Annotated in this window: 12 protein-coding genes; all 12 read right to left on the bottom strand. The window is 60.1% G+C overall.

Annotated elements, in window-relative coordinates; all coding sequences use genetic code 11:
- Positions 1–238 precede the first annotated feature (238 nt).
- Positions 239–1,498, bottom strand: a complete 1,260-nt coding sequence (locus N5D61_RS12080; RefSeq protein ID WP_279892889.1) for an aminotransferase class III-fold pyridoxal phosphate-dependent enzyme — start codon at positions 1,496–1,498, stop codon at positions 239–241.
- Positions 1,495–2,559 carry a phosphotransferase gene (locus N5D61_RS12075; protein ID WP_279892888.1) on the bottom strand — a complete coding sequence of 355 codons (1,065 nt, stop codon included), beginning with the start codon at positions 2,557–2,559 and terminating at the stop codon, positions 1,495–1,497. The genes N5D61_RS12080 and N5D61_RS12075 overlap by 4 nt, the downstream gene beginning before the upstream one ends.
- Positions 2,552–3,286: an SDR family NAD(P)-dependent oxidoreductase gene (locus N5D61_RS12070; RefSeq protein WP_279892887.1), complete on the bottom strand. Its 735-nt coding sequence runs from the start codon at positions 3,284–3,286 to the stop codon at positions 2,552–2,554. The genes N5D61_RS12075 and N5D61_RS12070 overlap by 8 nt, the downstream gene beginning before the upstream one ends.
- Before the next feature lie 81 nt (positions 3,287–3,367).
- Positions 3,368–4,048 carry a GntR family transcriptional regulator gene (locus tag N5D61_RS12065; protein ID WP_108238544.1) on the bottom strand — a complete coding sequence of 227 codons (681 nt, stop codon included), beginning with the start codon at positions 4,046–4,048 and terminating at the stop codon, positions 3,368–3,370.
- Between the two features lie 84 nt (positions 4,049–4,132).
- Complete coding sequence (locus tag N5D61_RS12060; protein WP_279893079.1) at positions 4,133–7,642, bottom strand: transporter substrate-binding domain-containing protein; 3,510 nt, start codon at positions 7,640–7,642, stop codon at positions 4,133–4,135.
- Between the two features lie 131 nt (positions 7,643–7,773).
- Positions 7,774–8,400, bottom strand: coding sequence for a response regulator transcription factor (locus N5D61_RS12055; RefSeq protein ID WP_279892886.1), 627 nt, complete (start codon positions 8,398–8,400; stop codon positions 7,774–7,776).
- Positions 8,401–8,780: 380 nt separating this feature from the next.
- Positions 8,781–9,179 carry a response regulator gene (locus N5D61_RS12050; protein WP_108238547.1) on the bottom strand — a complete coding sequence of 133 codons (399 nt, stop codon included), beginning with the start codon at positions 9,177–9,179 and terminating at the stop codon, positions 8,781–8,783.
- 277 nt (positions 9,180–9,456) lie between these two features.
- Positions 9,457–10,788 carry a deoxyguanosinetriphosphate triphosphohydrolase gene (locus tag N5D61_RS12045; RefSeq protein WP_108238548.1) on the bottom strand — a complete coding sequence of 444 codons (1,332 nt, stop codon included), beginning with the start codon at positions 10,786–10,788 and terminating at the stop codon, positions 9,457–9,459.
- 84 nt (positions 10,789–10,872) lie between these two features.
- The gene (locus tag N5D61_RS12040) at positions 10,873–12,036 is read right to left on the bottom strand and encodes an EAL domain-containing protein (protein ID WP_108238549.1); all 1,164 of its coding nucleotides are present in this window, start codon (positions 12,034–12,036) and stop codon (positions 10,873–10,875) included.
- Between the two features lie 120 nt (positions 12,037–12,156).
- Positions 12,157–12,498 carry a hypothetical protein gene (locus tag N5D61_RS12035; RefSeq protein ID WP_108238550.1) on the bottom strand — a complete coding sequence of 114 codons (342 nt, stop codon included), beginning with the start codon at positions 12,496–12,498 and terminating at the stop codon, positions 12,157–12,159.
- Positions 12,495–12,881, bottom strand: coding sequence for a phage holin family protein (locus N5D61_RS12030; RefSeq protein ID WP_108238551.1), 387 nt, complete (start codon positions 12,879–12,881; stop codon positions 12,495–12,497). Before N5D61_RS12030 ends, N5D61_RS12035 begins: the two co-directional genes overlap by 4 nt.
- A 5-nt stretch (positions 12,882–12,886) precedes the next feature.
- Positions 12,887–13,201, bottom strand: coding sequence for a YqjD family protein (locus tag N5D61_RS12025; protein WP_108238552.1), 315 nt, complete (start codon positions 13,199–13,201; stop codon positions 12,887–12,889).
- Positions 13,202–13,222 lie beyond the last annotated feature (21 nt).

Below are 13,222 nucleotides of genomic sequence, written 5' to 3'. Positions count from 1 at the left end.
TCAAAACATGATGCATCATGTTCGAAGCAGAAATTGTGCCACTCCTTCACGCCCATCATTTCCGCGGGTTTTTACTCCAAATCGTCGGGGAAATGCACCGCGGCTGTGCTGCGGCGCCCTGTTTGAGACCGTGGCACCGCTACCAACTTTGGTCAACCCGGGTTAAAGACCATTCATGCGCGATGAGGCGAGCTCTGGCGCAGCGCTACCGCGCTTGCCCTACCGCTAACCCTGGAAGTCAAGGCAGTTCGGCCAATGTCGCACTCAACTGTTCCAGCAGCAGGTCGGCGTGCTCGCGGGTGAACACCAGTGGTGGACGAATTTTCAGCACATTGCTGCGCGGCCCCGTGGCGCTGATCAGCACCTGTCTGCGTCGCATACCGTTGACCACGTGGCTGGCCAACGCCGTGGCAGGGAGGCGTGTGGCGGGCGAGTCGATCAGTTCGACGCCGATGAACAAGCCTTGGCCGCGAACGTCCCCGATCGCAGGGTGGCGGGCAGCAAGGTCATGCAGACCTTGCCGAAGGTACTCGCCGACTCGCTGCGCGTTGGCCTGAAGGTCTTCCTGGCGCAGGACGTCGAGCACCGCCTGGGCCGCCTTGCACGACACTGGATTCCCACCGTAAGTGTTGAAATAGCGTTGCTGATGGCCGAACGCGTCGAACAGCTCGGCGCGTCCGACCACGCCCGCGACAGGGTGGCCATTGCCCATCGGTTTGCCCAGGGTGACCAGATCGGGAATCACGCTGTCGCGCTGGAATCCCCAGCGGTGCGCCCCCGTGCGGCCGAAGCCAGCCTGCACCTCGTCGGCGATGTAGAGACCGCCTGCCGCACGTACCCGTTGCGCGGCCTGCGCCAGCTCACCCCGGCTTGGCGTGAAGACGCCGTCGCTGGAAAAGATGCTGTCCGTCAGCAGCGCGGCAGGTCGGATGCCGTGCGCGCGCAGATCCTCCAATGCTGCGGTGACGCTCTCAACGAAGGTATTGCCGCGGTACGTATCGGGCGCATCGATTAACCTGACATGGGAGGCGGTCGGCAGGCCGGTCGCCAGGGACGGAGAAAGTTGCGCCAGCAGGTTCGACACGCCGTGGTACGCCCAGCGCGTCACCAGCATCCCGGTTCCTCCCGTCACGCATTGCGCCACCCGCAACGCCAGATCGTTGGCCTCGCTGCCGGTGCAGGTCATGGTGAGGTTGTTCAAGGGCTGGGGAAATTCGCTGAGCAGATCCTCCGCGTAATCGACGATGGAGGGGTGAAGGTAGCGGGTGTGGGTGTTGAGCAACGCACTTTGCTCGGCGATAGCCTGCACCACCGCCGGATGGCAATGGCCGATGGAGGCGACGTTGTTATAGGCGTCCAGGTGAGGCGTGCCGTGCTGGTCATACAGCCAGACACCCTCACCTCGTACCGGAGCGAAGGGCTCTTCGTAGAACAGCCGGTAACTTGCCCCCAAGGCTTGGCGACGACGGGCGAGGAGTGGGGTGGCTTCGGTATTCACAGGGCCTCCGGTGTGCAGGCGTCTATCAGGCTTTGGGTCAGTGCCCCGCTCGGCAGGGCCATCAATCCTTGCAGGTTGCGCCAGGTCACCGACAGATTGCGCAAAATGTAGGCGCGATTCTGCGGATACAGCGAGGCACGCCACTGGGCGATGGTGATTGCCATGGCCATGCGCGTAGCAATCAGATCGCCCAGAATGTTCAATTCATCCGGCAATAAGGGGATGTGGGCGTTGTAGGCCGCGGTGAAGGCCTTGATTCGCCAGAGTGGATCGGTCGCGTCAGCGTCGAACTGGTAGGACAGGGCAGTCCCTAGTTCATTGACCAAGGGCGCGTACAAGGCGTCACCGAAATCGATGATCGCCGCCACGCGCGTCCCGGTCTCGCGGTCGAGGATCACATTGTGTGGGTTCAGGTCGTTGTGAATCACTTGGGCCCTGAGCGCCGATAGGCGCGGCTTGACCTGGCGCTCATAGTGGTCGAGGAGGGTCGTCACCAGGGGGCGCTGCGCTTGGTCCAGAAAAATGAGGTGCGGACGTACGCGTTCCGCGTGGCCAACGTCCCACAGCAGGTAACGGTGGGCCGCCGGTGGCGCAAAGCCTTTCAGGGCCAGGTTGACCTGTGCGAGGGTCGCGCCCAGTTCGTGCATCAGCGCCACGCTGGGAGTGCCGAGATTTTGCGGGATACCGTCAAGGTAGCTGACCGCTCTCACCGTCAGTGCCTGCTGGGCGATGAGCACGCGGGCTTCGAAGTCCCCTGTCCGGGCGGCCAGTACGCGAGGAACGGGCAAGTGTTTGCCCTGGCGTTCGATGTACACCAGTGCGTCGGTCTGAAACCGCGTCACCTCGCGGGCTTCAGCAGGGTTGACGAACTTCATGACGAAGGCGCCACGGCTGTCCCGGATCAGAAAGTTGAGGTCCCGCTCTCCGTCGAGTTGCTCGATCGGGCCACGTAAGCCGTACTGATCAAGGGCAACCCGCTCCGCTTCGTGGAGACTCACCCGCGGTACTTCGGTAGTCATCAGTTGTGCGCAGAGAGAAGCGGACTTTGCCGTGTCAGACATGCTGACCACCGTTGACATGGATCTCCGAGCCGTTCACATAGGACGCGCCACTGGTGCACAGGAAATAGATCAGCGATGCGACTTCTTCGGGTTTGCCCAAACGGTGCATCGGAACGAGGCGCTCGACCATTTCTGCGGTGCCAGGGGAAAGGATCGATGTATCGATCTCACCGGGCGCGATCGCGTTGACGCGCACGTCATGACGGCCAAAGTCGTAAGCCATTTCCCGCGTCAGTGCGGAAAGGGCGGCCTTCGACGTGGAGTACGCCACGCCCGCAAAAGGATGCACCTTCGAGCCGGCGATGGACGTTACGTTGATGATACTGCCCTTGGCGGCTTCCAATTCGTCGAACAGGCCGCGGGCGAGCAGGGCGGTGGAAAACAGATTGACATTGAACACTTGCACCCAGGTGGCATAGTCCGTTTCCAGCACCCCCAGACGGCTGCCCTCAGGCCCCTTGGGGGACACCCCGGCATTGTTGACCAAGGCGTCCAGACGTCCGCCGAGCCTAGCCTTGATATCAGCGAGACTGTCCGTGACGCTTTGGATGTTTTCGAGGTCCAGGTGGATGTGATTCAACAGGCCCTCGGCCCAGGGGCACTCGGCCACCCAGTCGTGGCGGGACGCGGTGAAGACTTCCCAGCCGGCTGCGTTGAAATGTTTCACGGTGGCGTGACCGATGCCTCGACTGGCACCCGTCAACAACAGCTTCTTTTTTTCGCTCATGAGCCTGCTCACTTGTTAGTGAAGTTTGATGCATCATGTTTTTTGAGTGACCTGTATGTCAATCAAAATCCTTGCTGGAAGCTATTCGGCCAATGCTTCCTGACTGACGGCGATGAATTCGAGCATTTTCTGATTGCCGTCGAGGATGTCGGTCTGAATGGCATGACGCGCCGCCGCCGGGTCCTGATTGCGTAAAGCGTGAAGCACTTCCTGGTGGTGCTCGATCGCCATGGTCAGCGAGAAGTGAACGTAGGCCTGGGCGATCAGGGGACCCGCGCGCATCCACAAACTGTCGATATACCCCCGCAGCACCGGCATGCGAGCCGTGTCGGCCAGCAGGAAGTGAAAATCACTGTTCAACCGTAACGCTTGCGTCAGGTCGTTGTTATTGATCGCTTCGAGGTTCGACTGGATGTTGGCCTCGATTCGCTGCAAGTCGGCACTGGTCGCGATACGTGCGGCTGTTTCGGCCCCGAGGCCTTCAAGGTTCAGACGCAGGGTGCGTATCTCCAGATAGGCTGCGCTGTCGAGCACCGGCACGCGAATGTCCTTGGGCGTCTTCAATACCAGTGCTTTCTCTTTGGCCAACTGCAGGATGGCGTCCCTGACAGGAGTCACGCTGGTGCCCAGCTGACTCGCCAGCTCCCGGATGCGCAGCCGGTCATCGGGCTTCAACCCGCCCGTGATCAGCGCATTGCGCAATTGGGCATACACGTTGCTACCCAGATAGGTGTGGTTGATGGCGTCGAGTGGGTAGGACATGGGTCACCAGGTGAAGTGGGCATTGCAGGCGCGACTATACAACATGATGCATTAGGCGATGAACTTTCCCCGCTCAGCACGCACCTAGCCTCGACGGTGCTGGAGCAATGCTTTCTCGAGGGTTTCCATGGCGACTTTCAAGGCTTGCCCGCACCGCTCGATAACGGCGATCGGCTCGCCGGCGTCGCACTCCTGCTCAAGCTGCGTGCACAACGCAATGACTTCATTGGCGCTGATGATCCGGGCAGCACCCTTGATCTTGTGGGCTGTGTCGTGAATGCCCTGCCGATTGCCCCGTGAAATCGCCTCCCGCAATTCGTTGGCGTCGTCACGGCAACTGCTGATCAGCTGTTTGATCAAGTGCTCGATCATCTCAGGCCGATCGCCGGTCAACGTCACAATGCTGTCCATTTCAAAGGGGAGCTGGCTCGCCTCCGGTGCCTTCGCTGCAGGCGTGGGGGTGATGCGCGCGAGGCGGTCATTGAGTGCGGTCAGGCTGATGGGTTTGAACAGGCAGTCGTCCATGCCGGCGTCGCGGCAGCGCTGCTTTTCTTCGGGTTGGGCATTGGCGGTGAATCCCAGCAGGGTGCACGGCGTCCGGCCGGTCGCGTGCTCCTGGCTGCGAATCGCACGCGCGAGATCGTACCCATTCATCACCGGCATGTTGCAGTCGACGATTACCAAGTCGAAATGGCGGGCCTGCCACCGCTCGAGCCCTTGGGCTCCCTGCTCGGCCACGTCGCAACGATGCCCCAGAAACTCCAGCTGCTGACACAGCAGCAGACGATTGGCAGGGTGATCGTCGACGACCAGAATGGCCAGTGTGGTCCTTTCGTTTTCGGTGTGATCCCTCATTGCCGGGGTGGTGGCCACGGGCTCGAGACAGGTCAGGTCGAAGATCATCTCTACCCGTGTTCCCTGGCCGGGCTCGCTGTCGAGTGTCAGGGTTCCGCCCATCATTTCGCACAGGCTGCGACAGATGACCAAGCCAAGCCCCGCGCCGCTGCGAGCCATTTGCCCCGTGTTGTCGGCCTGGGCGAAAGGGGCGAACAGGCGCGCCTGATCCGCTGCGCTGATGCCGATGCCACTGTCCTGGATCGCCACGTGCAGGCGGACCTGTTGCTCGCTGGCGGCCTCTTCGGCGTGAAGCGTGATGCGGATCTGGCCCTGAGGGGTGAACTTGATGGCATTGCTGATCAGGTTCGAAAGGATCTGCTTGAAGCGCAACGGGTCGATCAATACGTCCAGATTGACCCGACTGTCCAGGTCCAGATGCAGTGTCAGGGCCTTTTGTCGGGCCAGACCGTCGAACACCCGCACGACGGACTCCGCGAGCGCTCGCGGATTGGCCCGTTCAGGGCTCAGTGTCAGACGGCCCGACTCGATTCGCGCGATGTCTAGGATGTCGCCGATCAACTCCAGCAGGTCTCTGGCCGAATCGTACGCGACCTCGAGCGCCGGACGATCCAACTGTCCCTGGTCGGCGCGTTTGAGCGCCAGTTCGAGCATGCCGATGATGGCATTCATCGGGGTACGGATCTCATGGCTCATGGTGGCCAGAAAGGTACTTTTGGCACGGTTGGCATCGTCCGCTTGCTGCTTGGCACTCTGCAGTTGCTCGATCAACTGGCGTCGCTCGCTGATGTCGATCCAGCCACCGATGATGCCCTGCACCTTGCCCAATGAATCTCTGAACGGGAGAATCCAGTGATAGATGGTCAGAGGGCGGTCGTCGATGTGCAAGGAGCGGTCGAGAATCAACGGAACGCCGTCGGCCATCACCTGACGATAATCCTCGACGTATTGCCTGGCTTCCTGAGCATCGCTGAGCACACCTTCGAGAATGCTTTTGCCGATCACGTCGTCGCGCTGGGCGGAGAACGCTGTCAGATAGCTTTCGTTGCACATTTGCAGCAGGCCGTCGCGATCCCGGACGTAAATGGGATGGGGAGTGCCGTTGACCATGGCGCCCATGAATTCCAATTGATCATTGAGCGCGCGCTCGGCTTTTTCACGCTGTTTGATCTGGCGCCGCATCCACGCATTCCACGCCAGCGACCCGAGCAGCAGCAGGCCGGCGCCGGCGAGGATCTGATAGACCAGCAACTGATAATCCTGCCAGGCGCCGCGCCCCGCAGGGATGTAGGTCCGCCAGCGATTGTTGATGACGGCCAGGTCCTCGGGCGCAATGCTCGACAGCGCCTTGTCGATGATGCTGCTCAGTTCCGTGGCATTGCGGGAAGTGGCCATGGCAATGCGGGCGGGCTCCTTTCCGACGGTCACGCGCATTTGCAACGTATCCTGCAACCCGCGGGAAGCAATGAAATAACTGGCGCTGAACAGGGACGTGATCGCGCCTTCCACCCGGCCATGGGACAGCATGTCCAATGCCTGGGCCGGGTTATCGACCTCTACCGGATAGATGTGCGGATAACTCTTTTGAAGGTAATCCAGCGTCGGACTGCCGAGGTTGAGCGCCACGCGCTTGCCCTCCAACTGGTCCAGATTGGAGGGGCTGGAAGGGTCCTTGCGCGTGACCAGAACGAACGCGCTGTCCATGTAAGGGCGACTGAAGCTGAAGCGGTTTTCCCGCTCGTCGCTGGGCACCATGGCGCCGATCAGGTCGGCCTGGCCTTGGCTGAGCCGGTTCATCATCTCCCCCATCCCAGGCGCATGGGAAACCTCGAAGCGCAGGCCGGTGCGCAGCCTGATCAGGTCCAGTAGATCGGCAGTGACGCCGCGGAAGTTGCCGCTCGTATCGAAAAAGGTCAGCGGCGCGTACGCGTCGTTGATCACCACGCGTACGGTCGGGTGTTGCGCGATCCAGCGCTCTTCTCGCTGGGTCAGTTGCAGTTTCTGGTCGGTCAGGTGCCGGTCTGCGCCAGCGCCCCAACGTTTGGAGATGGCGATCCGTTCATCGATCGGGATGCCCTTGAGGACCTTGTTGACGATGTCCAGCAGGGCAGGGTGGTCGGCGTTGACCGCGAAGCTGAAGCCGTTGGGTTCATGTTTGCCGAAGTTGGCCATCTGCACGTTGTTCAGGTAGCCCTTGCTGATGACATAGTGTGTGGAAATCGCGTCGCCGAGAAAGACGTCGGCCTGGTTGAAGGCCACGGCGTTGATCGCGCTTTGGAACGAAGGGAAGGTCTGGAGACGCGCCTTGGGGTAGAGGGCGCTGATGTCTTCCGGTGGCAAGTAGTGGTAGACCATGCTCAGGCGCAGGCCATTGAGACCATCGTTCAGCCCTCGGGACTCACCAGTGCGGGTGACCAGTACCGGTTGGTCCACGGCATAGGGCGAAGAAAGCCGTATGTTCCTTGCGGCGGCTTCGTAGCCGTTGGCGCTGCCGAGCAGGTCGATCTCTCCTTTGAGCAGGGCTTCCATGGCCTGATCGCGGGTCTCATAGCGCAGCACTCGAATGGGAAGATCCAGCGCCCTGGCCAGGATGCCCGCATAATCTGCCGTCAGGCCTTCATAGTCATGGCCGGTGGGCGTCATGTCGAAGGGGGGGTAATCTGGCGCCGAAGTGCCGAGCACCAGTTCGCGTTGGCTGCGTACCCATTGCCATTGAGCCCGGTCCAGCGCGACATCCATGTGCGCAGGGTTGGAGCGGCTCAAGAGGGCGTAGCGTTCAGCCGCTGTGGCTTGTAACTGCGCAACAAGGCTCAGGCATACGAACGCGATGATTGTCCAATAATCCTTTATTCCCTTCGACATCCTGTTTCTCACACTAAAGAATTGCGTTTTGCCATCTCGATAAGTTCTACCAGGGTCTTGGCTTTCAGTTTATGCATCAGACGGGTCTTGTAGGTGCTGACGGTCTTGTTGCTGAGAAACATGCCTTTGGCGATTTCCTTATTGGTTCGTCCTTGGGCGAATAATTGGAGAACCATCAATTCCCGATCGTTCACCAGCTTGAAGCGCTCCAGTTCGTGCGGATCACCGCCGAGATGAGCGGCCGTGCCGAGTGCCTGACTTGGAAAATAATTGTAGCCGGAAAGAACCGCCTTCACCGAACTGACAAGTTCGCTGAGGTCTTCCTGTTTGCAGACATAACCGGCGGCGCCTGACTGCATGCAGCGTATCGCAAACAGCGTCGGCGCCTGGGCAGTCAGGACCAGGATTTTCGAGGGAAGGTTCATCGCGTTGAAGCGGGCCAACACTTCCAGCCCGTCCAGTTTGGGGATGCTGATGTCGAGGATGATCAGGTCGGGCATGCATTCGCGGACCATTTGCATGGCGTCGACCCCGTTGTCCGTTTCGCCGACGATGTCGTAATTTTCATTTTCCAGCAGCATGCGGATGGCGAGGCGAATGACGGGATGATCATCGATGATAAAAACTGAGTTCATAAGGCAATCCATAACAGGCAGCGAAGAGGGTGCGCACGTTTTCCCAGCGGTGTGGGCGCGCGCATGAACATAATCACGCGATGGCTGAATATAGGAAGAGTCCTACAAAAATAAGAGTATTGCCGTACGTCAGTGCTCTTATCGCCCATTGGCGTTTAAAAATTGGCACCGATTCTGAGTGAAAAAAGTTATCAGTGAAAGCGTGTTTATTTCGATTGGGAATGTTCCTACATATGCATAAGGGCGGTACTACAAATATTAAACACGCCGAATTCCGCGCGCAGTAATAACCGCGTTTAACGGGAGGCGGTAAAAAGGCTGAATGATGGCGTTATTGGGCGAAGAAGCGCGGCAGCGAACAATAAGATGCTGCGTATCGATCAGCAGTCACCGTATCGGGACGAAATAAGTTGCAATAGCTCCAGTGTGTTCAAGGGTTTCGATAGGCACCCGAGTAATGGAACGCCTCTTTCGACTGCCGCCCGGGTGAGATCTTTCAATTCGGCGTTCTCCAGCCCACTGAGCAACACCGCGTGACTCACCAGTTTGCGCTGAGTGGCGATGTCGATGAGCTCGGTGCCGCTCATGTCCGGCAGGCGCTGGTCGCACAGCAGCACGTCATAGGGCTTGGCGCTGCGCTCCAGCGCGACCAGCGCTTCTTCGGCATTGAGCGCGGGGGTCACCCGATACAGGCCATGGTTATTGAGCAGGATCTGCAGCGCGATGAGCTGAAACGGGTGATCCTCTACCAACAAGATTCGAAGCGTGTCTGTGGGCATTGAAAGATTCCAGGCGGGGGCAGGGCAACCGAAGCGCTTGTGCGCTGAGGATCGCGTGGGCAATTGCTGTGATAGAGGCGCCGTGGACGGGTGTCGGGGCCGGTCCACACGGCATTGTGGTCGGCGGATTATTCGACAGCGCATTGGAGTCGGCGATAGGACTCCTCTCGTCAACGTGTAGGACGTTTCCGAAGATGGCGTTTTCCTTTCTGGAAACACCCAAAAGAAAAGCCCGATCTCCAGTCGGATTTCGGGCTTTATGCGATCAGGGCATTCTTTAAACGGGGCTTGAGCGCCCCGTCATTTCACGCGCCATCTCACTGGCGTAGCTGTCGGTCATGCCGGCGATAAAGTCGATGACACGCAGGAACGAGGTGTGCAGGGGCCATCGGGGGTCCGGCGCGTTGTTTCCCAGTAGATCGAGGATGCGTCGGCTCTTGAACGAGGGTGTGTGCCCACCGTACTGCTCCAGTGCCGCTCCGCAGAACGCATTGAGCAGGATTTCCAGGGTGGTGTAGGCGCCGATCTCGTGGAGCGTCTTGCGCTTGTCCTGGAAGATTTTTTTGCGGGCCATGTCTTTTGCGCTGAGCACGCAACGTTTCGCGGGGCCCTCCATGTGCTCGACCAGGTCGCCCTGAAGCGTACCGGCGAGCAATGCGTCCTGCTGCTCCACGAACGCCCGCGCGGCGGCGTTGGTCAGGTGCTCGATGGCCTTGCCACGCAAGATCGCCAGTTTGCGGCGACGCGAGTCATCCGGGCCGAGTTGCCGGTAGGTTTCGGGCAAGTCGTCGCCCACCAGGCCCAGCAGCAACGACTCGACTTCCGGGTAATTGAGCAGCTCCATTTCCAGGCCATCTTCGAGGTCGATCAATGCATAGCAGATGTCGTCCGCAGCCTCCATGAGGTACACCAGCGGATGGCGCGCCCAGCGTTGGTCCTCGATCTGCGGCAGCCCTAATTTATGGGCGATCTGTTCGAGGATCGGCAGTTCGCTCTGGTAGCAGCCGAACTTGTGCTTTTTATAGCCCAGCGAGTCGGCGTGACGGGCGGTCCACGGGTACTTGAGGTACGTGCCAAGTGTGGCGTACGTCAGGCGGGTCCCTCCTTCGAACTGGTGATACTCCAGTTGCGTCAGCACACGAAAGCCTTGGGCATTGCCTTCGAAATTGAGGAAGTCGTTGCGCTCAACGTCGCTCATCGCATCCAGCCAGCCACGTCCTGCGGCTTGTTTGAACCAGTTGCGGATCGCATCTTCTCCCGAATGCCCGAACGGCGGGTTGCCGATGTCATGGGCCAGGCAGGCCGATTGAACGACCATGCCCAAGTCACTCGGGTCGCACCACTCGGGCAACGCGCTGCGCAGGGTCTCACCGACACGCATGCCCAATGAGCGGCCCACACAGCTCACTTCGAGAGAATGGGTCAGGCGTGTGTGGATGTGATCGTTACTGGTGACCGGGTGGACTTGCGTCTTGCGGCCCAGGCGACGGAACGCGCCGGAAAAGATAATGCGGTCGTGGTCTTTGTGAAACGGGCTGCGCCCCAGTTCTTCCGGGCTGTGCAGGGTTTTGCCGAGACGCTCGCGCGTGAGCAGGGTGTGCCAATCCAAGGCCGGTACTCCAACGGGTGATGACCGGCCTAGCTTCCCGGTTCGTGTATCGGGCTGCAAGCAGAAGATGGCCTGGGTGGCGCGTCAAAAGCCTGCGGCGTCGACGTCAATCAACAGCAGACGCTGGCCATTGTCGAAAAACTGGCCTGCTGTCAGGCAATACTGATTGCTCGTGGCGTCGCGGTAAGTGTTGGACAGGGTCAGTCGCCGCTCATGCCAGCCTTCAGCCAGTAGATGATAGAAGTAGGGCCGCCACGACCAGTTGTGGCCCAGATAGCGGGCGTCCGCCAGCCAGGCGCCTTGGCGCCATTCCAGGTTGGGCGTGAGTTGTGTTCCGTGGCGGTCGCATTGGTAGAACCGCAGCAGCCACGGGAACTCCTCGACGTTCGGTAAATCACTCAGTGGCGCGTTGCCTTCGGCCCAGCGCTGCAATCGTGTCATGAGTTGGCTGAGCTGCTTGCGCAGGTTCATCAAGCGCTCGCGCTCGACCACTTTTTCCATGACGTAGCGATCGCGCAACTGGGCAAATCGCTCGACGAACGCATCGGCGGCGAAAAAGTGCTGTTCGGCCTGGGCGAAGAGAAAGCCCTGCACGTACCGCGATCCGCACTCCAGCGCGAAATGCAATTCGGCTTCGGTTTCCACCCCTTCGGCGATGATCCAGCAACCGGTCTTCTCGGCCATCTGAGCCAAGGCTTTGACCACGTCACTGCTAGGACCGCCCCTCGCCGCCGCCTGAAACAGACGCATGTCCAACTTGAGAATATCTGGCTGCAAGGCCAACACCCGATCCAACTGGGAGTAACCCGCTCCGAAGTCATCGATGGCGATTCTGGCGCCGGCTTCTCGATAACGCGCGACCACGTCGCTCAGGCGCTGGCTGTCGCCACCCAGTTCAGTGATCTCGAACACGATGCGATGAGCCGGGATGCCATGTCGCTTGAGTTGCAACAGGCTGGGCAGCGACTGCCCTGGGCGAAGGCGGCTGATCCAGCGAGGGGAAATGTTCAGGCTCAGGAACCAGTCGCTCGGCGCCTCGTGCAGACGGCTGAGCGCATCGTCTCGGATCAACCGATCCAGCCGACGCAGGTCGGCGGCGGGATGTTTGGGGTCGGCGAACAGCGGGCCGACTGACAGCAATCGGGCGTCTTCCTGGCGCAGGCGTCCCAAGGCCTCTATCCCTGCAATACGACCGGTGGCGGTATCGATGAACGGCTGAAAACAGGCTAGCGGTTGCCCATCGATCACATGGCCTCCTCAGAAAATATTGGCTTTGTTATTCAGGCAAAAAAACACGCCCCGACTCGACATGACCATCGAGGCGGGGCGGATGAAATTTATTTGCAAGAATGCAGCCAAATGGCCATCTCAGTGGCGACGGCCGGAGGTCTGCAGGATCAGCCGGATGATAGGCAGCACGCTGGCGCTGAATTTGATCAGCCGAGTCACACTTCCAGCCTGTTTGCTACGCGCTCGTTTTCCCGTGAGAAACCCGAGCAGCGAGACGAGACCCACTCCCCAGAGGGGACCGTGCTTGATACCCAGTGAACCGGGCAGGTCATGCGCCATGCCACGCATCCGATGCAGGGGACGCATCAGCTGCGCAGACTCGTGACGTATCTCCTGACGATGCATCTCCATGCGCAGGCGGATCAGCGCCTTGCGCAACTCTCGACGGTTATGGGTTTGAGGCGAGTCGGGGTGGCTCATGGCATCAGTCGCTCACGATCATTGGCCAGTTCTTCCAGGGTGGAATGAAAGGGCGAGGATTCATCGAAGATCGCGGATCTCAGCCGCATCGCGCAGAACAGCGCTGCCAAGGTGTAGAACGCACACAGGCCGATGATGCCGCTGAGCCGGTAGGTGTCCCACACCAGAATCAACAGCAACGCGGACAGCCCGATGAGCAACAACAGTGCGAACACCAAAGCCAGGCCCGCGAACAGCAGCAGGCTGACCGTACGAGCCTTTTGCTCCTGAAGCTCGATGCCGAAAAGCTCGATGTGGCTGTGCAGCAAACCGAGAAACGCGGCACCGAGACGGCGCGGCGAGGAGGATTGATCCGGGGCGGATGGACCTGTTTCCACTGTCATAGCCTTTAACGCCTTGTGGCCAGCAGACCCAGCAGGAAGCCTACGCCAGCGGCGATACCTACCGATTGCCAGGGATTGTTCTGAACGTATTCTTCGGTGGCGACGACCGCTTCCTTACTGCGCTCGCGCAGCGTGGCTTCGGCCAGTGCCAATGTTTCGCGAGCGCGCAGCAGACTCTCCTGAATCTGGTCCCGCAGCTCATCGGCCTGTTCTCCTGCCAGAGACGCCGTGTGCGCCAGTAGCTTTTCCGTGTCGGCAACCAGTGTCTGGAAGTCTGCCATCAAAATATCCTGGGCTTTCTCTGGGGTCGGGCGAGCCATGGTGTTCTCCGTTGAGGTGGC

The organism is Pseudomonas sp. GD03842 (assembly GCF_029841165.1).
GTDB lineage: Bacteria > Pseudomonadota > Gammaproteobacteria > Pseudomonadales > Pseudomonadaceae > Aquipseudomonas.
The sequence above is the reverse complement of the archived record's forward strand: the minus strand, read 5'-3'. Positions and strand labels throughout refer to the sequence as shown.